Here is a 24,858-nt window from a genome sequence, read left to right as displayed (position 1 = left end):
CGGAGCTGGCTGGGGTGGGAGGATTCGAACCTCCGCATGGCGGAATCAAAATCCGCTGCCTTACCGCTTGGCTACACCCCATGCGCGCAAGGTCTGATATGGCGTCGCGCGCCGCTCGGCAAGGGCCGCACGGCAGATGCGGCGTTCGAAGGATGTTCAAGCAGGGCAATCCACGTTAGATGACGTGCGTTTTCCGGGGAGAAACAGAAATGGACCTGATCGCCGCGCGTTTGAACCGCATCAGCCCGAGCCAGACCATCGCGATTTCGACCAAGGCGCGGCAGCTCAAGGCCGCGGGACGCGATATCATCAGCCTTTCGGCCGGCGAGCCGGATTTCGACACGCCCGACCACATCAAGCGCGCCGCGATTGCCGCGATCGAGGCGGGCGAGACCAAATATACCGATGTCGCCGGCACCATGACCCTGCGGAAGGCGGTCGCGGAAAAGTTCAAGCGCGACAGCGGAATCGACTACAAGCCGGAGGAGATCATCGTCTCGACCGGTGGCAAGCAGGTGATTTTCAACGCCATGCTCGCGACCATCGAGGCGGGCGACGAGGCGATCATCCCGACGCCGTGCTGGGTGAGCTATCCCGACATCGTGCAACTGGCCGAGGGCAAGCCGGTCTTCGTTCCCTGCGGCCAGAACAACGGGTTCAAGCTGCGCGCCGAGGATCTGGAAGCCGCGATCACGCCGCGCACCAAATGGCTGATCCTGAACTCGCCGTCCAACCCGACCGGGGCGGCCTATTCGGCGGAGGATCTGCGGCCGATCTGCGATATGCTCCTGCGCCACCCGGATGTCTGGGTGTTCACCGACGATATCTACGAAAAACTGGTCTATGACGGGTTCAGGCCGGCCACCATCGTCGAGGTCGAGCCGCGGTTGCGCGACCGCACGGTGACGATGAACGGCTGCTCGAAAGCCTATGCGATGACCGGCTGGCGCATCGGCTTCTGCGGCGCGCCGGTGGCACTCATCAAGGCGATGGACAAGCTACAGAGCCAATCCACCTCGAACACCTCGTCGGTGTCGCAGGCGGCGGCGGTCGCGGCGCTGACCGGGCCGGAGGATGCGATCGCGACGATGCGGGCGGCCTATCGCGAACGGCGCGATCTGGTGGTCGAGATGCTGAACGCGGCACCCGGCCTGACCTGTGCGAAGCCCGAGGGCGCGTTCTACGTATTCCCCTCGATCCATGGCTGCATCGGCAAGACCAGCGCGGGCGGGACCAAAATCACCGATGACGAGGCGTTCGTCACCGCGCTGCTGGAGGAGCACGGCGTCGCCGCCGTGCACGGATCGGCCTTCGTCTATCCCGGCTATTTCCGGGTCAGCTACGCGACCAGCACCGAGGCGCTGCGCGACGCCTGCACCCGGATCCAGAATTTCTGCAAGGACATGCGCTGATCCACCAGCACAGGTGACCGCGCCCTGGGGCTGGGGCGCGGCGAGCGTGGCATTGCCATGCACGCGACAACCAGCGGTTCGCCTGGTTGTCGCGACGACCAATCACCACATGAATGTCATCGAGTCGGGGCGTCTTGCCGGGATTGCGCCCTGAGTATAATGGAACAAATCATGAACGATTTAGCCCGGCTTGACCCCGACTCGGTGCAAGCGAATTTTGTGATGGAACCCGATGTAGTAGGTCATTGCGTGGGACCCCCTCTATATGTTGTTATGGTGGACGCGAACCCGAGCGGAGACGAAGCAGCGATGAACGCGATCACCCGAACCGAACCGTCGATGCTCGACGACCTCGACGATATCGTCCAGATGCCGGGACGGCATCAGGTGCGGGTCGACCGGTCGCGCGATTCGCTGCTGACCGATTTCGGCCGGGCGACCCTGGACGACCGCTACCTGCTGCCCGGCGAGGGCTATCAGGATCTGTTCGCCCGTGTCGCCTCCTATTATGGCGACGATACCGCGCACGCGCAGCGGCTCTACGACTATATCAGCCGGATGTGGTTCATGCCGGCGACGCCGGTGCTCTCCAATGGCGGCACCTCGCGCGGGCTGCCGATTTCCTGCTTCCTGAACGAGGCGTCGGACAGTCTGGAGGGGATCGTCGATCTCTGGAACGAGAATGTCTGGCTGGCGAGCAAGGGCGGCGGCATCGGCTCCTATTGGGGCAATCTGCGCTCGATCGGCGAAAAGGTCGGCCAGAACGGCAAGACCTCGGGCGTGGTGCCGTTCATCCGGGTGATGGACAGCCTGACGCTTGCAATTTCCCAGGGCTCGCTGCGGCGCGGCTCGGCGGCGGTGTATCTGCCGGTTTCGCACCCGGAAATCGAGGAATTCATCGAGATCCGCCGGCCGACCGGCGGCGACCCGAACCGCAAGGCGCTCAACCTGCATCATGGCATTCTGATTTCGGACGCGTTCATGCGCGCGGTCGAGGGCGACGAGATGTGGTCCCTCACCTCGCCCAAGGATAACGCGCATGTGCGCAGCGTGTCGGCGCGCGCGCTGTGGGTGCGGCTGCTGACCGCGCGGATCGAGACCGGCGAGCCGTATCTGGTGTTCTCCGATCATGTGAACAACGCGCGGCCGGAGCATCATAAACTGGCCGGACTCGAAGTGAAGACCTCGAATCTGTGCTCCGAGATCACCCTGCCGACCGGGCTCGACCAGCACGGCGCGCAGCGGACCGCGGTGTGCTGCCTGTCCTCGATCAATCTGGAAACCTGGTTCGAGTGGCACGACAATCCGCAGTTCATCGAGGATGTGATGCGCTTCCTCGATAATGTGCTGCAGGATTTCATCGACCGCGCGCCGGACAGCATGAGCCGGGCGAAGTATGCGGCGATGCGCGAGCGTTCGGTGGGGCTTGGGGTGATGGGGTTCCATTCGTTCCTGCAGGCGCTGAACATCCCCTTCGAGAGCGCCATGGCGAAGGTGTGGAACATACGGATTTTCAAGCATATTCGGTCTGGGGCCGATGCGGCGTCGCACAAGCTGGCCGCCGAACGCGGGCCGTGCCCGGATGCCGCAGATTACGGGATCATGGAGCGGTTTTCCAACAAGATGGCGATCGCGCCGACCGCCTCGATCTCGATCATCGCGGGCAATGCGAGCCCCGGAATCGAGCCGATCGCCGCCAATGTGTTCCTGCAGAAGACACTCTCCGGCAGCTTCTCGGTCCGCAACCGCCACCTGCAGCAACTGCTGGCCGCCAAAGGCCGCGACGACGACGAGACCTGGTCGAACATCACCGTCACCAAGGGGTCGGTGCAGCATCTCGATTTCCTGACCGACGACGAGAAATCGGTGTTCAAGACCGCGTTCGAGCTGGATCAGCGCTGGGTGGTCGAGCACGCGGCGGATCGGACGCCGTATATCTGCCAGAGCCAGTCGGTCAACGTGTTTCTGCCCGCCGACGTGCATAAGCGGGATCTGCACCAGATCCATTATCAGGCGTGGAAGCGCGGGGTGAAGTCGCTGTATTATTGCCGGTCGCTGTCGATCCAGCGCGCCGATACGGTGAGCGAAAAGGTCGAACGGCGCAGCCATGACGAGGCGGCCAACGATACGGCGCCCCTGCCGCTGGTTGCGGCGGCGAGCCCGACCAATTACGAGGAGTGCCTGGCGTGTCAGTGATGATATTTTGATCTTCCCCCCGTCAAATTTCGACTCTCTCGAATTAAACCACCTTGAAATTTCAGCCGCGTCGATGCTTCCAGCAACAGAGGTTTGGTTCATGTCCGCCATCGTTTCCGCCCCGTCATCCGTCCCGTCCACAGCGCAAAAATACGACCTGCTGACCGAAAATCCGGTCTATAAGCCGTTCCGCTACCCGTGGGCCTATGAGGCGTGGCTGACCCAGCAGCGGGTGCATTGGCTGCCCGAGGAAGTGCCGCTGGCCGACGACGTGAAGGACTGGCACAAGAATCTGACGTCCGGCGAGCGCAATCTGCTGACCCAGATTTTCCGCTTCTTCACCCAGGCGGATGTCGAGGTGAACAACTGCTACATGAAGCACTATTCGCAGGTGTTCAAACCGACCGAAGTGCTGATGATGCTGTCGGCGTTTTCCAATATCGAGACCGTGCATATCGCCGCCTATTCGCATCTGCTCGATACCGTGGGAATGCCGGAACTCGAATACTCGGCCTTCATGAAATACAAGGAAATGAAGGACAAGTACGACTACATGCACGGCTTCCGGGTCGACAGTAAGCACGAGATCGCCAAGACGCTGGCGGCCTTCGGCGCCTTCACCGAAGGGCTGCAACTGTTCGCCTCCTTCGCGATCCTGCTGAATTTTCCGCGTTTCAACAAAATGAAAGGGATGGGCCAGATCATCTCCTGGTCGGTGCGCGACGAGAGCCTGCACTGCATCTCGGTGATCCGCCTGTTCCGCACCTTCATTTCGGAAAACCCGGAGATCTGGACCGAGGAGCTGCGGCGCGAACTCTATCTGTCGTGCGCAACCATCGTCGATCACGAGGATGCGTTCATCGATCTGGCGTTCGAGTTCGGCGCGGTCGAGGGGCTGACCGCCGCCGATGTCAAGCGCTATATCCGCTTCATCGCCGATCGCCGGTTGCAGCAACTCGGCCTCAACGTGCTGTTCCATATCGAGAAGAACCCGCTGCCCTGGCTCGACGAGATGCTCAACGCGGTGGAGCACGCGAATTTCTTCGAAAACCGGGCGACCGAATACAGCAAGGCCTCGACCACCGGCTCCTGGGAAGATGCCTTCGCCGATTTCGTGTTTTCGTCCGAAACGCCGGCCTCGGTTTCGTAAATCCGACCGATTCGCGCCGATCCCGCAGGAAAATCATTGTGCGACTAAACTTGTAAAAATTTTGGAACCATGCCTTTATAACCTGGAAATCTATCCAAAAATCTGCGCGCCGGCGGGCCTGACCGGCTCAGGCCTGCCGGAAAATCGCGCGTTGATTGCAATTGGTGCTATTTTCGGACGATTTTCGGATGGCGCAACGACTAAAAATCAGTAAGGTGACGAACCGTTCATCTTCAGATTGGGTGTAACCGTGGTGGATGAGGATTCTGTCGACCAAGTGACCGACAACGCAAAACCGGACCGATCGCAGTCGCGCTACAGCCGACGCCTGTCCGACAAGATTCTCATCGCCTTTCACCATGCCTGCGATCAGGACGATTACGACGTCGCGGAACAATTGCTGGTGATCCTGGAAAAGATGCTGTCCCGGCGCACCGTCAACCCCGACACCAATCGGCGCAAAAGCATCGAAAGCCTGGTCGCCGCCCATGAGCGGCTCTGGCATCTGCGCCATCCCGAGCAGAGATACGGCTGAGGCCGCGCTGGCCTGGCGGCCTCTCGCCGCCGGCGCGATCGGCAACGTGCTCGAATGGTATGATTTCGGGCTATACGGCTTCCTTGCCCCCACGCTGGGCCGGCTGTTCTTCCCCTCGCATGACCGCATCGCCTCGCTGCTCGGGGTGTTCGCCGGATTCGCCATCGGTTTTCTGATGCGCCCGCTGGGCGGCATTGTTTTCGGCTATCTCGGCGATCGGATCGGCAGGCAGTTCGTCCTGCTGCTTTCGGTGACCATGATGGGCAGCGCCACGGTTCTGGTCGGCCTGCTGCCGACCTATGCAGAGGCCGGGGTCGCGGCCCCGGTTCTGCTGGTCCTGGTGCGCATCCTGCAGGGAGTTTCGGTGGGCGGCGAGTTCACCGGATCGGTGACCTATCTGGTCGAGACCGCGCCCGAAAATCGCCGGGGCTTCGCCGGCAGCTTCGCCAATATCGGCTCGATGGGCGGCTCGCTGCTGGCGGCCGGGCTCGCGGCACTCACCGCGGCGGTCGGCGGCGCCCATGCCCTCGATGCCGGCGCCTGGCGCATCCCGTTTCTCGCCGGCGGCGCGCTCGCCGCGATCGCGTTCCTGCTCCGCCGTCATATCGAGGACAGCCCCTACCGGCCCGACCCGAACGAGAGAATCGCTCCGCTGCGGGTGGCTTTCGCCGAAAATCCGCGCGGGCTCGGCCTCGCGACCCTGTTCGCCTTCGGCTATGGCGGCAGCTTCTATCTCGCCATGGTGTTCCTGCCGACCTTCGCGACCAGTTTCGGCCATACGGACGCGGCGCGCGCGCTCGGCATCAACACGATCGCCCAGGCGCTGACCATCCTGGTCATTCCCCTCGCCGGCTGGAGCACCGATCGTCTGATCGGACGCACGACTCTGATCGCGCTCGCTTTCGCGGCACTGGCGCTGACCGCCTGGCCCGGCTTCGCCGCCGCGCGCGATGCGGCGTCATCCGGCCTCTGGGCAGTGCAGATCGGGTTCGCGCTGCTGCTCGCGCTGGTGATGGGCGCGGCGCCCGCCATGCTCTCGGGACTGTTTCCGCCCCGCTACCGGCTGTCGGGCTATTCGCTGGCGTTCAATCTCGGCATGGGGTTCGGCGGCGGCACCGCGCCGATGATCGCGACCGCGCTGATCGGGGTGACCGGCAGCAAGCTGGCCGCCGGGGTCTATCTGCTGGCCACCGCATCGCTTGCCGCGATCGCTTCCGCCTTGCTGGGCAAGCCCTCGGTCAGCAAGGGACCGAAGCCGCGCCGGTGATGCACGGTGATGCCGAGCGAGGCGATCGCCGCGCGGTGTGCCGGCGTGCCGTAGCCGGCGTTGCGCGCCCAGAAATAGCCGGGGTAGCGGGTATCCAGCCGCGTCATCAGCCGGTCCCTGGCGATTTTGGCCGCGATCGAAGCCGCCGCGATCGACAGCGAAATACCGTCGCCGCCGATCAGCGTGGTGCAGGGCATCGGCAGCGACGGCGCGATGTGGCCGTCGATCAGCACGTGATCCGGGCGGCATTTCAGCCGCGAGACCGCCCGGCGCATCGCGAGCAGGCTCGCGTGCAGGATGTTGAGGCGGGCGATTTCGGCGACCGATGCGGCGCCCAGCGCGACGAACGCGCCAGAATCGATCAGCGCGGCCAGAGCACGCACGCGCTGGGCGGCGGAGAGTTTCTTGGAATCGTCGATCAGCGCGGCCAGTCCTGCAGGCAGCACGTCCGGCAGGATCGCCGCCGCCGCCACCACGGGGCCGGCGAGCGGCCCGCGCCCCACCTCGTCCACCCCGGCGACCACGCCGCCGATCCGGGTTTCGTGGCGGCAGTCAGGCATAAGATCAATATGGCTTCTGGTTGAATCGCGCAGCAATCCAGCCAGAAGCCATGAAATTGATCGTCAAGACAAATCGAAAGCGTGCTTGATGCATAGTCATCACGCTTTCGGTTCGATCCGTCGAGGCGTTCTGCGGACCGGGGCGGCGTTGGCTTCGAGCAGTGCGAGCAATCCGGCGATGATCTGACGCGGCGTCGGCGGGCAGCCGGCGATGAGCAGATCGACCGGCAGGATGCGTTCCGCACCGCCGAGAACCGGCGCCGAGCCCTTGAACACTCCGCCATCCACCGCGCAATCGCCCATCGCGACGACGAAGCGCGGCGGCGCCATCGCCGCCAGGGTGCGCTGTGCGGCCTCGGCGAGGTTGGTCGTGGCGACGCCGGTGATCAGGAGCACATCCGCCGCCCGCGGGTCGTCGGTAAAGGTGATCCCGGAGCGTGAAAGTCCGTCGCGCAGCACGCGCACCGCCGCCAATTCGATTTCGCAGCCGCCGCAGCTGCCTGCATCGACGTGGCGGACGGCGAGGCTGCGGCCGAGCAGCGCCTGACCGGAGGCGGCGAGGCGTTCGGCGAGAACCCGCACCGTCGAGTCGGGCGTGGCCGGGTCGGGATCGGGGTTCATAGATCGACTGCTCCGAACGAAATCCCATAAATTTCTGACAACAAAGCAAATTCATCGAAATTCATACCCACCGAAGCGGCCTCCAGCGCGGGCAGCAGCCGTGTTGCCGGGTCGATCACGAAAACATCGGCGATCTGGCCGGCTTCGAGCATGACCCAATGATGGATCATGCCGGTGGCACTTGCTGCGGCGCCGATCGCCATGCCGGTCGCCGCCGGCAGTGGATGGGCGATGATGCCTTCGGGGAGTGCGGCCAATGCGTCGCGCGCGGTTGCGGCGAGGTTGATCGCCGAGCGGGCGCGGGCCAGCGCGAGCGGCGCCGCGCCGCGCAGATCGCGCCGCACCGAGACGCGGCCGATGCCGCGAACCGCGCGCGATGCCGCTGCCAGCGCGGCGGTCAGGCGCGGGAATTCGTCCGGTCTTGCATCGGCGGCGAGACCGCCCGGTACCACCAGATCCATCATCAGCCGATGGCCGAAGACCAATGCCAGCGCCGCCGCGATCTCCGCCCGCACGCGGCCCAGAACGGTGGCGCGCCGGAGGTGGCCGGCAGCCTCGGCGGTTGCGGCGAGAGCGGAGAGATCGGAGGTAATCCGTTCGATATTCAGCATGATCGCGCGCAACGTTTCGGCGCGCGGCGGAGCGGTGGTGCCGCTCGCCGCCTCGGCGGCACGGGCGAAGGCGAGCGCGTGGGCGACCGTCGCGCCGCCGGCGATGCGCGCGGCGAAGCGGGCGGCGGCGCGTGGCGACTTGCCGCGCATCAAGGCGAGGATGCCGCGATGCGCGTAGCCGAGACGGTGCTCCAGCCGGGCGATCCTCGCGCCGTCGAGGGTGAAGCGGCGATGCGCCGGGGTGGCGATCAGGCCGGAGACCGGGCCCTGGCCGATCTGATAAAACCCCTCACCCGGTGTTTCGATAAAGCGTGGCCACGCGGCATCGGTTCCCGCCACACCGTGGCGGATCGCCGGACGCGTATCGGCGGCGTTGTTGGCGATCGCGCCGGTGAGGTCGTGGGCGAGGCGCTCGAACCAGGCGGCGAGAGTCCAACCCGGTGAGAGCGCGGCATAGCGCCTTTCGACCAGAGGTGAGGCCAGAAATAGTGGAGAACCATTGTGCTCGAACAAAGCGTGGACGCGATCGCGCGCGATCCAGAGGCCGAGGAACCGCGCGGTGGCGTCGCCTGCGGCGAGACGCGCCCAGGACTCCGGCGGCAGCACGCGCAACGCGACCGGGGATGCGGGCTCGGTGGCGGCGGAGCCGATCAGGATGGCGAAATCGGCGGTCATCCGGCACCGCCGATCAGCGAAGGTGCCACCCCCAGCGCGACGAGAAGTGCGAGCAGCAGCGCCGCCGCCGCGAGCACGGCGGGCGCATGTTTCGGCTGCCGGGGCGCAGCGCCGGGCGACAGGCGGGCGATCAGCAGGATCGCCGAGATCGCGAGAACCAGGGTGAGACAGATGCCGAACGGGAGGGATGCGGCAAAGGCGGCACGCAGCACCGCGAAATCCCCGGCGAACAGGCCGAACGGCGGCAGACCGGCCAGGGCCGTCATGCATCCCGCCTCGATCCAACGGCGCCCAAACGCGGTTTTGTGGCGTTCGGCGAGGAACCCGGCGAGCCGGGCGAGGACGATGCCGGCAAGAATCAGCCACCCGGCCTCGGCAGCGCCGAGCCCGAAGCCGATCAACGCCGCGCCCGCCTGGGTGAAGCTCGCGGCTTCGAGGGGCGGCGCGCGCCGCCAGAGGCGAACGACGCCGAATACGACGAAGATGCCACCGATCGCGATCAGCAGGCCGGCCCAGGAGAAGTTGTCGGCGAAAACCATCGCCAGTGCGACGAACGCGAGCGGCAAGGCAAGGCGTGCGGTCCGGCGCGGCGCGATGTCGGCGGCGAGGGTCGCGGCAAGGAGCAGAACAACCAGTTTCGCGATCCAGATGGCGAGACCGAGCGGCCAGGACAGGATGAGCCTAGCATCCGCCATGCCGAAGGGGACGGCCACATCGATCAGCGCGGCGAGCAGCACCACCTGGCGCAGCATGGACTCGGCGATGAAGATCGCGCGATCCGGCCCGGCATAGTCGGTGGCGGCGTCATCGCGGAAGCCGCGCGCGGCGATCAGGGCTGCGAACCCGGCGGGAACCAGCACTTGCGGCCCGCCCGGCGCGGCGGCACCGATCCGGCTGATCGACAGGCTCTGGGCGGTGACGGCGAGTGCCGCCATGGCGATCAGCCAGACGGCTTCGGCGAGGCAGGCGCCGGTTGCCGCCTGGGCGGCGGCGCGGCCGCGCGCGCCCCCCCCCGATTCCAGCGCGGCGAGCACGCGGGCGGCACGTCCCAATGCGAGAAGTCCGACGAGCAGAGGCAGACGGGCCAAGGGCTGGGTGATCAGATGATCGGCAAAACCGGGAAGGATACAAGCCGCCGCGCCGGTCGCGGCGAAAGCGAGGATCGGCCATGTGGAATAGAGCGGCGAGGCGAAGGCGGGACGCAGCCGCCGCTTGCGCAGCAGTTTGACCAGATCGTGACCGATCTGAGCCGCCGGCGCGGGCGCGATTCCGGCGCGGCGCGCCGCGATCCATCGCGTGAGCGCTTCGAGAGCGAAAGCCATCGCGAGCATCGCGGCGAGGCCGATCAGCGCGGCAAAGAACTGGGCGGCGAGGATCATCGGGCCGCGATCGTGGCGCGCAGCCGGGCCCAGGCGCCGTGCAATTTTGCCGTCCAGGGGCACGGTGCGGTGCGGAAGGCGGCGGCGAAGCCGGTGGCGGTGATCTGGGTCGCCGGGTCGCCGAACGGCAGCCAGGCGGGCGGTTTGGCGAAGCCGCCGCCGAATTCGGCGGACTCCAGCGGGCCGGAGACGATCGCAAAGCGGCGGATCAGCGCGGCGAGCCCGAGCAGAACGAGACAAATCCAGGCATTTTCGGCTGATTCGAATAGCGCCAGGACGAGCCCGGACAGCGCGAGAACTATCATCGCGGTGATGGTCGCGCGCGGCGCATCTTCGGCGGCGGCGGCGCGCAGGCTGCGCGGGCGGCCAAGGCAGGCGAGGCCGAAGGCACGGATCGCGGCGAAGCCCATCAGGGCGAACCAGAGCGCCAGAGCGACCGCGCTCACGGCACCGATCGGGTTTCCCATGATCGCCGGGCGCAGCACAGCGAGGAAAGCGGCGAAGCCCGGCCCCGGCGGCAGCGGGGCGGCGAAACCGAGACCGGCGAGGAGCAGCAGCGAAAAGCGCGGCATGCCGCGCGCGAGCCCGCCCAGCCAGTCGAGCGAACGCGTGCCGGTAGCCTCGAAGATCATCGCGGCGGCGATCGCCAGAAGCGGGGCGGTCAGCGCATTGGCGGCGAGGCAGAGACGCGCCGCCCCATCCGATCCAAGGCCGAATGCGATGAATCCCAGCCCGGTGAAACCAAGGGCGACGGCGCGGGCGAGTCTGGCGAGGTCGAGCGTGGTCGCGGCGCGCCAGCCCGCGGCCACCGCGGCGATCGCGCCGGCAAGAACGAGCAATGGATCGGGCGGCGGATCGGCGATGGCGAGGCCGATCGCGATGGCGGGGATCGCGGCCAGGGCGAAACTTTCGGCGGCGCGGACGCGCACCGCGATCAGCAATGCCAGCAGGGCGAAGAAGGCGGTGGCGTAGGCGTCCAGCGCCAGGATCGCGAGGGTCGTGACGGCGACGAGGACGATCAGCCCCACCCGTCCGGCTGGTGAGGTTTCGATGTCGATCGCGGCGAGGAGCGATGCGGCACCGGCGAGCAGCACCGGCGCCAGGATGGCGGCGCGCGCCGGAAAGATGGCGAAACCGACCGTGCCGGAGATCCCGAGATCCGGGACGCTGGCGGTGATGGGGGGCGCCTGCAGCAGGATGAACGCCACACAGGCCAAGGCGCCGATCAGCGCGATCGCGGCGGCGACCGGCAGCGTCAGGAGTCGTCTCAGGCTGGAGCGGGACATGCCCCGTGGTAGCAGGGCGGCGCGTGAGTCGGAAGGATGCGCGTCAGCTTCGAGCGAGACGCTTCTGGGTGCGCCGGGCCGCGACGATGACGATCAGGAAGGCGAGGTCGGCGGCGACGAACATGGCCGCGGTCGGCCGCGCGGTGGACAGATTGGCGGCGAGCACGCGCCACGGGTCGATGCCGGAGTTCAGCACATACCACCCGGCCTCGCCGAAGGCGGTGATCGCCACGGCACCCGCCGCGAGCGCGATCAGCCCCGCGAGCGAACGGCGGAATGCATGGGGGGTGGCGCGCCAGAGCATCAGCCAGACGAACAGGCCGGCGGGAACCATGGCGATGCCGATGTCGATCTTCTGGGTCAGGAAGAAATGCCAGAGCGACAAGGCGGCGATCGGGTAGATCAGCCGGTGCAGGCTTTTCCAGTTGCGGCCGAGCCGCGCGATCGCCGCGTCGGTCGAGGTCAGCGACAGGGCGATGAAGCCGATCGTCGCGATGGTGCCGAGGATCAGGTAGAACACGGTGACCATCTGGCCGAGCACGAAGCCCGCGGCAAAACCCTCGTCGGCGGCGTAGAGGATGATATGGGCGAAGGTGTAGAACGCGGCGGTGAGGCCGAGCATCCGGCGCAGCATCATCACGCGCGGCCAGTCGAACAGGGAGCGCGCCGGGGTGACGGCGAGGCAGAGGATCAGGAAGCGGATTGCCCAGAATCCGGTTTCCAGCATGGCGTGATGCACCGGACGGCCGCCGAGATCGCCGGTATCCCATTGCCAGAGGATGAACGGCGCGGGCGCGACGCAGAGCGCCAGCGTGACGGTTTTCAGCCAGGAAAACCGCCCGGCCGGCGTGCGCCAGGGCGGAGCGAAGATCGACGGGTGGCGGCGCGGCCGGGTTGTGGTTGCGGCGGTCATGAGAAATTCGGGTCCGGTTTCACCATCGATACGCGATCGGGGCCGGATCTGGACGCTGAATCCAGACCGCGGCAAGCGCACATTCGCGCGAGCAGGGCCGCGCTTGACCGGCGCATCCCGGCACTCCCATAAGACGGAACCATGACCGATCATGCTTCCCGGTGGGCGATCGCCCGGCGAATTACCCGCCCGGCCCTGATATAGGGGCCGGGTCAGCCCGCCTGTAGTTTCTTCCGCCGGAATTTTTATCATGAACGACGCCCAGACGACCCAACGCGATTATCGCGCCACCGTATTTCTGCCGCGCACCGAATTCCCGATGCGCGGCGATCTGCCCAAGCGCGAGCCCGAGGCGCTGGCGCGCTGGCAGGCGATGGGGCTGTTCCGGCGGCTGCGCGAAATCTCGGCCGGGCGGACGGCGTTCATTCTGCATGACGGGCCGCCCTATGCGAACGGCAATCTGCATATCGGCCACGCGCTGAACAAGATCCACAAGGACGTGATCAACCGGGCGCGCCAGATGGCCGGGTTCGATGCGAATTACGTGCCCGGCTGGGACTGCCACGGGCTGCCGATCGAATGGATGATCGAGGCGCGATATCGCAAGGCGGGGAAGGACAAGGACGAGGTTCCGGTGCTGGATTTCCGCGCCGAGTGCCGCGCCTATGCCGCGCACTGGCTGGAGGTGCAGGCGGCCGAGTTCAAGCGCCTCGGGGTCGAGGGCGACTGGGCGAACCGTTATGCGACGATGGATTTTGCCTCCGAGGCGGCGATCGCGGCGGAGATTCATAAATTCGCGGCGAATCGCGCGCTGTATCGCGGGTTGCGGCCGGTGCTGTGGAGCCCGGTGGAAAAGACCGCGCTGGCCGAGGCCGAGGTCGAGTATCAGGATAAGACGGATACCGCGATCTGGGTAAGGTTTCCGGTGGTTTTAGGCGACTTCGCCGGCAGTTCGATCGTAATCTGGACGACGACGCCCTGGACGATTCCCGGCAATCGCGCGGTCGCGGCGGGACCGAAGATCGATTACGTCCTCGTCAAGGTCGAAGCGGTCGCGGATGCAAGTCTGGCGCGCGTCGGCGACACACTGTTCGTCGCGGCCGCCCTGCTCGACGCGTTTAGCGCCGATGCGGGTATCATCGCGCGTTCGACGTTGCGAACGATAAAGGGACACGATCTTGCCGGTTCGGTTTGCGCGCATCCGCTGCGCGGGCGCGGCTACGATTTCGACGTGCCTATGCTGCTTGGCGATTTCGTCACGACGGAGGCCGGAACCGGGTTCGTTCATATGGCGCCCGCGCATGGCGAGGACGATTTTTTTCTCTGCCACGAACATGGGATCGATGTGCCGGAGACAGTCCAGGATGACGGCGTCTATGCGCCGGATGTGCCGCTGTTTGCCGGCATCCATGTGTATAAGGCGGCCGATCCGGTGTGCAAGGCGCTCGAAGACGCCGACGCTTTGCTCAAGCGCGAGGAGTTTCTGCACTCCTATCCGCATTCCTGGCGCTCGAAGGCGCCGCTGATCTATCTGGCTCGGCCGAACTGGTTCATCCGCATGGACGGCGCCGAACAAATCCGCGCCAAGGCGCTGGACGCGATCGATAACACCGCGTTCGTGCCCGAAGCCGGGCGCAACCGCATCCGCTCGATGGTGGAAAGCCGGCCGGACTGGTGCATTTCGCGCCAGCGCGCCTGGGGCGTGCCGATCGCGATTTTCGTGCGCAAATCCGACAAACAGGTTCTGGCGGACCCGGCGGTGTTCGCGCGGACTCGCGCGATTTTCGCGACCGAGGGCGCCGATGCGTGGTATGCGCGGCCGGCGGCGGATTTCCTTGGCAATGATTATAATCCCGACGATTTCGAGCAGGTGTTCGACATCGTCGATGTCTGGTTCGAGAGCGGGTCGACCCATGCGTTCGTGCTGGAAGCGCGCGGGATGCGATGGCCGGCCGATCTGTATCTCGAAGGGTCGGACCAGCATCGCGGCTGGTTCCAGGCATCTTTGTTAGAGGCGGTGGGGACGCGCGGGGTGGCGCCGTTCAAGGCGATCGTGACGGATGGATTCGTGCTCGATGAGCAGGGCCGGAAAATGTCGAAATCGCTTGGCAATGTCACCGCGCCGCAGGAGGTGATCGGTCAGTATGGCGCGGATATTCTGCGCCTGTGGGTGATGAATTCGGACATCCACAACGATTTACGGATCGGCAAGGATATCCTGAAGCAGCAGGCCGATCTCTATCGGCGGATCAGGAATACGCTGCGCTGGATTCTGGGAGGACTGGAGGGTTTTTCGGACGCCGAGCGGGTCGAGCGCGACGCGATGCCGGAGCTTGAACGGTTGATGCTGCACAGGCTCGCCGAACTCGACGCGATGGTGAAGCGCGCAGTCGACACCCATGACTGGACCGGGGTGTATCCGGCGATTCACCAATTCTGCAACACCGATCTCTCGGCGTTCTACTTCGACATCCGCAAGGACGCGCTGTATTGCGATGTCGCGCTCGATGCCGAAGGGCGGATGCTCCGGCAGAGCGACACGCGGCGGGCATGCCGCACCGTGCTCGATAGTTTGCACCGCTGCCTGACCACATGGCTGGCGCCGGTGCTGCCGTTCACCGCCGACGAGGCGTGGCGCGCGCGATTCGGCGAAGATGCCTGCGTGCATTTGGAGAGTTTCCCGGATGTGCCGGTGGAGTGGCGCGATGATGGGCTGGATGCGGGATGGGCGGAGATGCGCGCGGTCCGCAAGCTCGCGACGATGCAACTGGAGGAGAGCCGCCGCAATGGCGATATCGCATCGTCCCTACAGGCGAAGCTGACCGTCACCCTCGCGATCGACGCGCCGGATGCGCTGCAAAGCGTCGACTGGGCCGAACTCTGCATTACCTCCGCTGCTGAGACGCTGATCTCGTCGGATGCCGCGGGTGCGGGCGACTCGGCGCCGCTACGCGCGGTTCCTCGGGTTGAAATCGCCCCAGGCACCAAATGCGCACGGTGCTGGAAGGTGCTACCGGAGGTTGGCGAGAACCATGCCCATCCGACATTGTGCCGCCGCTGCTGCGACTACGTCGAATGATCGGGGTGGCGCGATCCCTCCACCGTCATTGCGAGGCCGCGACGCGGGCGAAGCAATCCAGCGCGCCGCAAGCGATGCCGTGGACGCGACTGTCCATTTTGTTTCCCGACGGATTGCTTCGCTTCGCTCGCAATGACGGTGCGGGACGATGAGCGTGGTGAGCCGCCGCTTCGCCGGCCTTGTCGTGGCCATCGTCGTGCTGGCGGCGGATCAATTATCGAAAGCCTGGATTCTGTACGGGCTCGATCTGCCTTCGCGCGGCGTGGTGCGGATTCTGCCGGTGCTGAATTTCGCGCTGGTATGGAACCATGGCGTGACCTTCGGGATTCTGGCGGGCGATAATGCGACGATATTGCTGATCGCGATCGCCGCGGCGGCGATCGTGGCGCTGGCGGTTTGGCTCTGGCGGGCGACCCATCTGGTCACCACCCTGGCGATCGGCGCGATCATCGGCGGGGCGATCGGCAACGTGATTTCGCGCCTCCGCTATGGCGCGGTGGTGGATTTCATCGATGCCCATATCGGCGCCTGGCACTGGTATGTGTTCAATGTGGCGGATGCCGCGATCGTCTGCGGGGTGACGGCGCTGATCGTCGAGGGCATGGTCCGGCGCGACAATCCGGGCAGCGCATCTCCCTTGCCGGACGCCGCGCGCGGCGATAAGGAAGCGCCATGATGCTGAAATTCCGGCCGACCAGCCCTGCCCTGCGCGCCTCGACCCCGGTTCTGCTTGGGGTGATCGCGATCGGTTCGACCCTGGGCCTCGCCGGGTGCAGCGGTGCGGCGAAAACCTTCGGCCTGGAGGTTACGCCGCCCAACGCCTATGAGGTGGCGACCGAGGCACCGCTGTCGATACCGCCGGAACTCGGCACCTTGCCGGCGCCCCAGCCGGGCGCGCCGCGGCCGCAGCAGATTTCCGCTTCGCAACAGGCCGAGGAAGTGCTGGCGCCGCAGACCGCGCTCGCCAATGCCGATACCAGCATGGGTCCCGGCCAGCAGGCCCTGTTGCAGGAAGCCGGACCGACCCCGCCGGCGGGCATCCGCGCAGAGGTCGATCGGCAGGCCAATCTGCAAAGCCGGAGTCCGGATTTCCTGCATTCACTGATGTCGTTCGGCGGATCGGGCCAGACCAGCAGCGTGGTCAACGCCTCGGCCGAGCAGCGCCGCCTGCAGGAAAACGCGGCGCTTGGCGAACCGGCGACCAAGGGGGCGACACCGCATCAGAGCGCCACGCAATCCAAGGGATTGCTGAACCGCCTGCTCGGGATTTTCTGATCCGCGATTGAAGCGGCGGGCCGCCGGGATCATATCCCCCGCCATGTTGCAATGCACAACGATCGATAGGGCGGACCCGCGCGCGGCGCCCTCCGCCGGGCTGGTTACCCTGTTCGCCGCCGCGACCGGGGCAATCGCCGCAAATCTTTATTACTCCCAGCCGCTGGTCGGGCTGATCGCGCCCGCGCTGCATCTGCCGAAACCGGCGGCGAGCCTGCTCGTCACCCTCACCCAGCTCGGCTATGCCACCGGGCTGCTGTTCCTGGTGCCGTTGGGCGATCTCTTGGAAAACCGGACCTTGATCGTGCGGCTGGTGGGCGCCACGGTGGTCGCGCTGGCGGCGGCGGCGGTCTCTTCAGGCTGGGCGATGTTTCTCGGCGCGGCCCTGCTGATCGGCATCAGTTCCAGCGCGGTGCAGATATTGGTGCCGATGGCGGCTTCGCTCACGCCGGATGCGGTGCGTGGCCGGGTGGTCGGCAATGTCATGGGCGGGCTGGTGTTCGGCATTCTGCTCGCCCGCCCGTTCGCGAGCCTGATCGCCTACGCGGCCGGCTGGCGGGCGGTATTCGGCCTCTCGGCGGTGGGCATGGCCGGATTGGCGCTGCTGCTGCGGGCAAGGCTGCCGCGCCTGACCCCGAAGGCGGATCATTCCTACGTGTCGCTGATCGCCAGCCTGTTCGTGCTGTATGTCACCGAGCCGACGCTGCGCCGCCGGGCCGCTTATCAATGCGCGGCGTTCGGCGCATTCAGCCTGTAATGGACCGCCGTGCCGCTGCTGCTGGCCTCCGAGTTTCACTATACCCAGCGCGGCATCGCGGTGTTCGCGCTGGTGGGCGCGGCGGGGGCGCTGTCCGCGCCGCTGGCCGGACGGCTGGCGGATTCCGGGCATGGCAGGCTGGGCAGCGCGGTGTCGCTCATGCTGATCCTGGCCTCGTTCGCGCTCTCCGCGCTCGGCGCGGCGGCGCATAATGTGGTGCTGCTGGCGCTGGCGGGCGTCGCGCTCGATTTCGGCGTGCAGGCGAACAACGTGTTCGGCCAGAGGGCGATCTACGCGCTGGCGCCGGAGCTGCGCGCGCGGCTCAACGGCGCCTACATGGCGGCGTTTTTTCTGGGCGGGGCGGCCGGTTCGGCGATGGCCAGCCCCCTGCTGCTGCGCGGCGGCTGGCCGTTGGTGGCGATTGTCGGCGCGGTGCTGCCCGCGCTCGCGCTGACCTATTTCGGCATCAACGAGCTGCGCCGACGGCACCGCGTATGAACGCGGCGCTTTCGTCGAGCGTCTGGCGGCCCTCCGGCAGGATCGCGTTGAACATCGGCCAGACATGGGCGACCACCGGCCAGACGCGCAACAGGCTCGTGACGCCGGCGGCGCGCGCCGTTGCGTCGAACCGCACGGAATCGTCACGCAGCACCTCGTTGTCGCCGACATGGATCATCAAAGGCGGCAATCCGGCCAGATCGCCGTAGAGCGGCGAGGCGAAGGGCTCGCGCGGATCGGCGCCGGCGAGGTAGATCTCCGCACCCTCCGCCACCTTGCTGCCCTTGATCATCGGATCGCGCTTGTCGTTCTCGACCGTGCTGGCGCCGGTCGCGGCGAGATCGGTCCAGGGCGAGAACAGAACGGCGCGCGCGGGCATCGGCAATCCCTCCTGCTTTGCCTTCAGCAGCACGGCCAGCGCGAGGCCGCCGCCCGCCGAATCGCCGGCGATGGCGAGGCGCTCGGGTGCGGTGCCCTGGTCGAGCAGCGCCTGGTAGGTGGCGAGCCCGTCTTCCAGCGCCGCCGGATAGGGATTTTCCGGCGCGAGCCGGTAATCGGGCGCGAAGACTCGTACGCCGCGCCGGGCGAAGCCGCCGGTGATCGGCCGATGGCTGCGCGACGAGCAGGCGATATAGGCGCCGCCATGGAGATAGAGCAGGGTCAACGCCGGCGATGCTCCGGCGGCCGGCTCCGCCCATTCGCCCGCGATACCGACCACCGCCGCGGTGAAGCGCACGCCGCGCGGTCCGGGCAGCGACGCGTTGAACGCCCTGCGCAGCTCCCGCGCCTCGGTCGCCCTGGCGAGCCTGCGCTTGACCTGAAAGCGCAGGACCGGATTGAGGAGATGCGCGGCGAGGCTGGCCATGGCGGTGTCCTTAATTCTGTTCGGCGGGAGCTTTGACCAGCCCGCCGAGTTTGCCAAGCCGGCGCTGCATCGGTCGCCAGTAGCGCGCCGGCATCAGCCGCTGCAGCGCGTCGATCGCATAGGCGTCGGAGCCGATCAGTACGCGGTCCGCGCCGCGCTCGACGCCGCGCAGAATCGTGCTGGCGGCAACCTCCGGCGTGGTTTTCAGCATGGTCTCGAAGGCGCGCACGCCCGCTGCCGCCTCTTCCGGGTTCATGCCAGCGGCGAGCCGGGCCGAGCGGGCGATGTTGGTGCGGATACCGCCGGGATGCACCACGGTAACGCCGATTGGCGTATCGGCGAGTTCGTGGCGCAGCGCTTCGGCGAAGCCGCGGATCGCGAATTTCGAGGCGGCATAGGCGCATTGGCCGGGCGGTGCGATGATGCCGAACACCGAGGAGAGAAACACGATCCGCGCGCCACCCGCGCGACGGAGGGCGGGCAGGAAGGCGCGGGTCATCCGCACGCCGGCCCAGAAATTGATGTCCATCAGCCAGTCGAAATCCGCCGCATCCATCTGGTCGAACCGCCCGACCAGGGCGACGCCGGCATTGTTGATCAGCAAAGCCGGCGCCGCGTGAGTCGCGGCAATTGCGTCGGGCAGCGCCGCGATCGCGGCGGGGTCGGCGAGGTCGGCGACATGGGTGGAAACCGTGGCGCCGAACAACCGGGCTTCGGCGGCGACCCGTTCCAATCCGTCCTGGTCGCGGTCGATCAGCGCGAGCGACGCGCCGCGCGCGGCGAGCTGTCGGGCGAGCGCGGCGCCGATGCCGCTGGCGGCACCGGTCAGGACCGCGACCTTGCCTTTGACTGTTATGCGCATCATTCCCTCCGGTTCGGCTTTCGGCCTGTCACGAAATGACAATTTTGTCTATAGTGGCGTTGCCGAACGCTTGGACAGAGCGCGGCGCAAGGCGCTACACTCCATCATGCCCATCAGACGACTCGCGCCGGAGACGGTCAACCGCATCGCCGCCGGCGAGGTGATCGAGCGCCCGGCGGCGGCGGTGAAGGAACTGGTCGAGAACGCGCTCGATGCCGGCGCGCGACGCATTGCGGTGGCGATTGCGGGCGGCGGGATCGCGCGGATCGAGGTGACCGACGACGGCAACGGCATTCCCGAGATCGAACTGGCTTTGGCGATCGAGCGGCACGCCACCTCGAAACTCGCCGACGAGGCGCTGATCCGCATTGCGACCCTGGGGTTTCGCGGCGAGGCGCTGCCCTCGATCGGCGCGGCGGCGCGGCTGACCCTGATCTCGCGGCCGCGCGGGCAGGATGTCGCGGCGCGGATCACTGTGGCCGGTGGGGCGGTGGGCGAGGTGGCGCCCGTTGCCGCCCCGTTCGGGACGCGGGCGATCGTCGAGGATTTGTTCTATGCCACTCCGGCGCGGCGCAAATTCCTGCGTTCCACCGCCGCCGAAACCGCCGCCTGCGTCGAGGCGGTGCGGCATCTGGCGCTCGCCGCGCCCGAGGTGGCGTTCGCGCTGAGCATCGACGGCGTGGTTAGCTTCGACCTGCCCGCACAGGACCGGCGCGCGCGGGTCGCCGCCCTTTACGGGCGCGGCGAAATGGAGGCGCTGGTGCCGATCGAGGCGGTGCGCGAGGGGGTGATGCTTTCGGGGTTCATCGGTCCGGCCAGCCTGACCAGGGCGACGGCGCGGCATCAGAATTTCGTGGTCAATGGCAGGCCGGTGCGCGACCCGTTGCTGCGGATGGCGTTGCGCATCGCCTATCGCGAGGTGATCCCGCAGGGCCGGCATCCGGTGGCGGCACTCTGGCTCGATCTCGGGCATGACCGGCTCGACGTGAACGTGCATCCGGCCAAGGCCGAACTGCGCTTCGCCGAGCCGGACGGGGTGCGCAGCCTGGTGATCGGCGCGATCCAGCGCGCACTCGCGGCCCCGGCCGATCTCGCGCAGGCGCCGGCGCTCCGGCTCGCGCCGCGCGGCCCGGCACCGTCCTGGTCCTATGCGGCGGCGCCGGCCCAGCAGGCGCACGGCTTCGCCGAGGCGGAGATCGGGTTCGGGCTCGACCTGAAACCGGTGATGCGCCGGCAGGAACTGCCCGAAGAGCCGTCGGAGTATCCGCTTGGCGCGCCGATTGGGCAGATTCTGGACACCTATATCCTGGCGCTCGCAGGCGATGGATCGCTGGTTCTGGTCGATCAGCACGCGGCGCATGAGAGGCTGACCGAGGAGAGGCTGCGTGCCGAACGCGATGCGGGCGGGATCGCGCGCCAGGGGCTGCTGGCCCCGGTGCCGGTCGATCTGCCGGCCGACGATGCCGCGCGGCTTCTCGGATCGGCAAGCGCGCTTGCCGAACTTGGGCTGGACATCGAGGGTTTTGGACCGGGTGCGGTGCTGATTCGCGCGATTCCGGCGGCGCTTGGCCCGGCCGATCCGGCGGGGTTGCTGCGCGACATCGCCGACACAATGGCCGAATCCGGTGAGGCGACCGCGCTGTCCGCCCGGCTGGACGCGGTGCTCGCGCGGATGGCGTGCCATCGTTCGATCCGCGCCGGGCGGCGGCTCGAAATCGCGGAAATGGCGGCTTTGCTGCGCCAGATGGAGGCGACGCCGCGCGCCCAGACCTGCCCGCATGGGCGCCCCACCGTGCTGAAGCTGACGCGGGGCGATCTGGAGCGGATGTTCGGCCGCGCCGGCTGAGCTTGCGCGGCGGCACGAGACTTGGTTTGAACGGGGATGGACACGCAAACCCCGATCCGATTCGCCGATATTGCCGCACCGACACCCGACCGGGAGTCGCTGGCGCGGGATTACACCGCCCTCAACGCCCTGCTCGACGATGGCGAAATCGCCGAAGCCGTTGCACAATTCGATCGGGTGCGGCGGGAAATTTCGACGTGGGACAATCTGGTCGGGCTGCGGTTTCAGCAGAACACGGCGGATGCGGACGCGGCGCAGGCGCGCGACTATCGCGATGCGCTGCTCCCCGCCGCGAAGGATCACGAGACCGGCTTCAAGAAGCGCCTGCTCGGCCATCAGGACCGGACCGCGATCCTCGATGCCGTGGGTGCTCACGCGCTTGCACTCTGGGAGGTCGATGTCTCGACGTTCCGGCCCGAAATCGCCGCCGACCTGGAGCGGGAAGCCAAGCTCAGCGCGCGCTATACCGAACTGACCGCGTCCGCGAAAATCGAGATCGACGGCACGATCGTCAATCTCGAAGGCATGGCGCCGTATCGCGAGCAACTGAACCGCGCGACGCGGCATGAGGCAGAGCTGAAAATCGACCGGTTCTTCACCGCGAACGGCGCCGAATTGGACCGGATTTACGACGATCTGGTGAAATTGCGCCATGGCATGGCGCGCAAACTGGGTTATCGGAATTTCGTCGAACTCGGCTATCGGCGGATGCGCCGGCTCGATTACGGACCGGAGGATGTCGCGCGCTATCGCGACGCGATCGCCGCGGATGTCACGCCCCTGGTCGCGGAATTGCTGGAGCAGCGACGGAAGGATTTCGGCTGGGACGAACTCCATTTCTGGGACGAGGCGATCGTCGATCCCTTGGGCAATCCAACGCCGCTCGGCGGCCATGACGAACTGGTTGCCGCCGGTCAGGCGATGTATGACCGGATGGACCCCGAAATCGCGGGGTTCTACCGCGCGATGAACCAGGGCGGGTTTCTCGATCTGAAAAACCGCCCCGGCAAGGGCAATGGCGGGTTCTGTACCGATTTTCCGACCGTCGGGATGCCGTTCATTTTCGCGAATTTCGTCGGTACCAGCGGCGATATCGACGTGCTGACCCATGAAATGGGCCACGCGTTCCAGGGTTTTTCCAGCCGCGATCTGCCGGGTATCGACTATCTCTGGCCGGGCATGGAAAGTGCTGAAATCCACTCGATGAGTTTCGAGCTGCTGACCCATCCGCACGCGGATCTGCTGGTGGGTGCCGACGCGGCGGAACGGTATCGACGGATGCATCTGATTCAGACGATGTATCGGCTACCTCATATCGCGTGCTTCGATCATTTCCAGCATGAGGTTTATGCGAAGCCGGAAGCGACGCCCGCCGAACGTCATGCGATATGGCAGACTCTGGAAAAACGCTATCTGCCGTGGCGTCACTATGGCGATCTCGACCATGGCGCCAAGGGCGGCGCGTGGCAGCGCGTGCTGCATTTATATCTTCTGCCGTTCTACATGATCGACTATGCGCTGGCGCAGTGCTGCGCGCTGCAATTCTGGGTGCGGTCGCGCAAGAATTATCAGGTCGCGCTGGAGGATTATATCGCGCTGTGCCGGCGCGGCGGCTCGGCGCCGTTTCTGGACTTGGTGTCAGGCGCGGGGCTGATTTCACCGTTCGAGCCGGGCGCGCTCGAAGCCTCGGTCGCGGAGGTCGCCAAAATACTCGCGTGACAGGATGGATCGCGTCGTCGCTGCGCGCCTCGCGATGACATCAGTGCGGCCTGGGGACGGGATCGCAACGGATTAAATTGCCGCCGAAGTTCCGATCCGGGTGGGTGCATGTCTAAAATTTTCCGGCCCACCCCGCCATCCGTCAGGTTCATATCAGCGACCTGAAATCTTGTTTCTCTTATCGGCGGTCAGGCCGTTGTTGGGGTGGTATTTCATTGATTTTGCCGCCGCAGCCACCACACCAAGCCGCGCGGGTAGCGGCATGAATTGCTCGATCAGTTCCCAGTCGCCATCCGTCAAATCACTTGCGTAACGCAGTCCGTTCCGACGATACTGCCGCCGAGTAATCTCAATCCACGAGATCGTGCTTCCGTCTGTCACGGTAAACCGACAGAATCCTAACCCTCTGAAATTACTCAATAATTCTTTTCTGGTTCTTAACTCAGGAGGACGCTGATGACTGGCAAGCAGACTATCCTGTTGGTGCACGGCGCATGGGGCGACGGCTCCCACTGGCGTCATGTCATTCCGCCGCTGCATGCCAAAGGCTATCGGGTCTGTGCGGTGCAAAATCCGCTCACATCGCTGGCCGACGATATCGACCGCACAAGCAAGCTTGCCGCGGCGCAGGACGGCCCGACCCTGCTGGTCGGCCATTCCTACGGTGGTGCCGTCATCACGGGTGCAGGCCACGGGCCGAATGTTGTTGGCCTCGTCTATGTGGCGGCATTTGCCCCCGACGAAGGAGACAGCCTCGGGAGCATTTTCGGACGGCAAGCGTCTCCTTCGGGCGGCAATATCCGTCCTGACAAGGACGGGTTTCTCTGGATCACCCCCAACAAATTTCGTGAAAGTTTCTGCCAGGACCTCAATGAAACGGAGGCACTGGTGATGGCGCTGTCGCAAAAACCGATCGCGGCCCGCTGTTTTGATGACAAGTCGGGACCGCCGGCGTGGAAAGTAAAACCGAGCTGGTACCAAATCTCGGCGAACGACCGCATGATCCCGCCGGAAAGCGAAAAGTGGATGGCGGAGCGTATGAACCCTAAGAAGACGATCACGTTGCAAGCGAGCCATGCGTCCCTGGCCTCGCATGCTGACGATATCATTGCACTGATCGAGGAAGCTGCCGGCTCCGTTGCGTGAGGGTTTGTTCAGAGGCGCTCCGACTGCCTGACCTATTTCGGCCATCGCCTTCGGCCAGCCCCGGCCGGCATGAGGGGCTTGACTAGGGTGTGTCGTCATTTGACCGGGGGGATTGAACAAAACCGCTCTGCGGTAGTGATTTCCGGCTGATTTTGCGGCGCCGTTGATGGCGCACTTCACGCGACGGTCTCCTGTCTGAGAAGTTT

General features: G+C 66.1%; 21 protein-coding genes, 1 tRNA gene and 1 pseudogene. 13 read left to right on the top strand and 10 right to left on the bottom strand.

The window, feature by feature from the left end; all coding sequences use genetic code 11:
* Positions 1–6 precede the first annotated feature (6 nt).
* Positions 7–81: transfer RNA gene (locus L2A60_RS08530), tRNA-Gln, on the bottom strand.
* A 128-nt stretch (positions 82–209) separates the two neighbouring features.
* Here L2A60_RS08530 and L2A60_RS08525 point away from each other — a divergent pair.
* The 5 genes from L2A60_RS08525 to L2A60_RS08505 all read left to right on the top strand — a co-directional run bounded on the left by L2A60_RS08525 (position 210) and on the right by L2A60_RS08505 (position 6,560).
* The gene (locus L2A60_RS08525; protein WP_235703956.1) at positions 210–1,412 is read left to right on the top strand and encodes a pyridoxal phosphate-dependent aminotransferase; all 1,203 of its coding nucleotides are present in this window, start codon (positions 210–212) and stop codon (positions 1,410–1,412) included.
* A 309-nt stretch (positions 1,413–1,721) separates the two neighbouring features.
* The gene (locus L2A60_RS08520; RefSeq protein WP_235703955.1) at positions 1,722–3,608 is read left to right on the top strand and encodes a ribonucleoside-diphosphate reductase subunit alpha; all 1,887 of its coding nucleotides are present in this window, start codon (positions 1,722–1,724) and stop codon (positions 3,606–3,608) included.
* 100 nt (positions 3,609–3,708) lie between these two features.
* Positions 3,709–4,758 carry a ribonucleotide-diphosphate reductase subunit beta gene (locus L2A60_RS08515; protein ID WP_235703954.1) on the top strand — a complete coding sequence of 350 codons (1,050 nt, stop codon included), beginning with the start codon at positions 3,709–3,711 and terminating at the stop codon, positions 4,756–4,758.
* 277 nt (positions 4,759–5,035) lie between these two features.
* Positions 5,036–5,293, top strand: a complete 258-nt coding sequence (locus L2A60_RS08510; RefSeq protein ID WP_235703953.1) for a hypothetical protein — start codon at positions 5,036–5,038, stop codon at positions 5,291–5,293.
* Entirely contained in the window at positions 5,247–6,560 is a 1,314-nt protein-coding gene (locus L2A60_RS08505) for an MFS transporter (protein ID WP_235703952.1), read from the top strand. Before L2A60_RS08510 ends, L2A60_RS08505 begins: the two co-directional genes overlap by 47 nt.
* On the opposite strand, the gene L2A60_RS08500 is transcribed toward L2A60_RS08505, so the two are convergent.
* The 6 genes from L2A60_RS08500 to L2A60_RS08475 form a co-directional block, all read right to left on the bottom strand.
* Entirely contained in the window at positions 6,470–7,120 is a 651-nt protein-coding gene (locus tag L2A60_RS08500) for a ribonuclease HII (RefSeq protein WP_235703951.1), read from the bottom strand. The two genes, L2A60_RS08505 and L2A60_RS08500, sit on opposite strands and share 91 nt — an antisense overlap.
* A 99-nt stretch (positions 7,121–7,219) precedes the next feature.
* Entirely contained in the window at positions 7,220–7,741 is a 522-nt protein-coding gene (locus L2A60_RS08495; protein WP_235703950.1) for an NADH-quinone oxidoreductase subunit B family protein, read from the bottom strand.
* On the bottom strand, positions 7,738–9,027 hold the full coding sequence (locus L2A60_RS08490; protein WP_235703949.1) for a nickel-dependent hydrogenase large subunit: 1,290 nt from the start codon (positions 9,025–9,027) through the stop codon (positions 7,738–7,740). The genes L2A60_RS08495 and L2A60_RS08490 overlap by 4 nt, the downstream gene beginning before the upstream one ends.
* Positions 9,024–10,406 (bottom strand): hypothetical protein, encoded by a 1,383-nt coding sequence (locus tag L2A60_RS08485; protein WP_235703948.1) that lies wholly within the window; start codon positions 10,404–10,406, stop codon positions 9,024–9,026. The genes L2A60_RS08490 and L2A60_RS08485 overlap by 4 nt, the downstream gene beginning before the upstream one ends.
* On the bottom strand, positions 10,403–11,692 hold the full coding sequence (locus tag L2A60_RS08480) for a hypothetical protein (RefSeq protein WP_235703947.1): 1,290 nt from the start codon (positions 11,690–11,692) through the stop codon (positions 10,403–10,405). The genes L2A60_RS08485 and L2A60_RS08480 overlap by 4 nt, the downstream gene beginning before the upstream one ends.
* 43 nt (positions 11,693–11,735) lie before the next feature.
* Positions 11,736–12,605 (bottom strand): protein-methionine-sulfoxide reductase heme-binding subunit MsrQ, encoded by an 870-nt coding sequence (locus L2A60_RS08475; protein WP_235703946.1) that lies wholly within the window; start codon positions 12,603–12,605, stop codon positions 11,736–11,738.
* Between the two features lie 250 nt (positions 12,606–12,855).
* Between L2A60_RS08475 and ileS the strand changes: the two genes are divergently transcribed.
* The 5 genes from ileS to L2A60_RS08450 all read left to right on the top strand — a co-directional run bounded on the left by ileS (position 12,856) and on the right by L2A60_RS08450 (position 18,214).
* Positions 12,856–15,684, top strand: a complete 2,829-nt coding sequence (gene ileS / locus L2A60_RS08470; RefSeq protein WP_235703945.1) for an isoleucine--tRNA ligase — start codon at positions 12,856–12,858, stop codon at positions 15,682–15,684.
* A gap of 148 nt (positions 15,685–15,832) precedes the next feature.
* A complete protein-coding gene (lspA, locus tag L2A60_RS08465) occupies positions 15,833–16,360 on the top strand; it encodes a signal peptidase II (protein ID WP_235703944.1) in 528 nt (175 codons plus the stop codon).
* Positions 16,357–16,959, top strand: a complete 603-nt coding sequence (locus L2A60_RS08460) for a DUF3035 domain-containing protein (protein WP_235703943.1) — start codon at positions 16,357–16,359, stop codon at positions 16,957–16,959. Before lspA ends, L2A60_RS08460 begins: the two co-directional genes overlap by 4 nt.
* 43 nt (positions 16,960–17,002) lie before the next feature.
* Positions 17,003–17,716 (top strand): MFS transporter, encoded by a 714-nt coding sequence (locus tag L2A60_RS08455; RefSeq protein WP_235703942.1) that lies wholly within the window; start codon positions 17,003–17,005, stop codon positions 17,714–17,716.
* A 9-nt stretch (positions 17,717–17,725) separates the two neighbouring features.
* Positions 17,726–18,214, top strand: coding sequence for an MFS transporter (locus L2A60_RS08450; protein ID WP_235703941.1), 489 nt, complete (start codon positions 17,726–17,728; stop codon positions 18,212–18,214).
* On the opposite strand, the gene L2A60_RS08445 is transcribed toward L2A60_RS08450, so the two are convergent.
* Positions 18,183–19,079: an alpha/beta hydrolase gene (locus L2A60_RS08445; RefSeq protein WP_235703940.1), complete on the bottom strand. Its 897-nt coding sequence runs from the start codon at positions 19,077–19,079 to the stop codon at positions 18,183–18,185. The genes L2A60_RS08450 and L2A60_RS08445 overlap by 32 nt on opposite strands.
* A gap of 10 nt (positions 19,080–19,089) precedes the next feature.
* The gene (locus L2A60_RS08440) at positions 19,090–19,941 is read right to left on the bottom strand and encodes an SDR family NAD(P)-dependent oxidoreductase (RefSeq protein ID WP_235703939.1); all 852 of its coding nucleotides are present in this window, start codon (positions 19,939–19,941) and stop codon (positions 19,090–19,092) included.
* Positions 19,942–20,047: 106 nt separating this feature from the next.
* Here L2A60_RS08440 and mutL point away from each other — a divergent pair, with 106 nt between their 5' ends.
* Together mutL and L2A60_RS08430 are read left to right on the top strand one after the other, a co-directional pair.
* The gene (gene mutL, locus L2A60_RS08435; RefSeq protein WP_235703938.1) at positions 20,048–21,787 is read left to right on the top strand and encodes a DNA mismatch repair endonuclease MutL; all 1,740 of its coding nucleotides are present in this window, start codon (positions 20,048–20,050) and stop codon (positions 21,785–21,787) included.
* 36 nt (positions 21,788–21,823) lie between these two features.
* On the top strand, positions 21,824–23,506 hold the full coding sequence (locus L2A60_RS08430; RefSeq protein WP_235703937.1) for a M3 family oligoendopeptidase: 1,683 nt from the start codon (positions 21,824–21,826) through the stop codon (positions 23,504–23,506).
* A gap of 240 nt (positions 23,507–23,746) precedes the next feature.
* Here L2A60_RS08430 and L2A60_RS20745 read toward each other — a convergent pair.
* A pseudogene (locus L2A60_RS20745) lies at positions 23,747–23,869 on the bottom strand (IS5/IS1182 family transposase); the annotation flags it as partial.
* 93 nt (positions 23,870–23,962) lie between these two features.
* On the opposite strand from L2A60_RS20745, the gene L2A60_RS08420 reads away from it, so the two are divergent.
* Entirely contained in the window at positions 23,963–24,652 is a 690-nt protein-coding gene (locus L2A60_RS08420) for an alpha/beta hydrolase (protein ID WP_235703936.1), read from the top strand.
* Positions 24,653–24,858: the final 206 nt, after the last annotated feature.

This window comes from Acidiphilium iwatense, from assembly GCF_021556475.1.
Taxonomy (GTDB): domain Bacteria; phylum Pseudomonadota; class Alphaproteobacteria; order Acetobacterales; family Acetobacteraceae; genus Acidiphilium; species Acidiphilium iwatense.
This window is presented reverse-complemented; position numbering and strand designations above follow the sequence as displayed.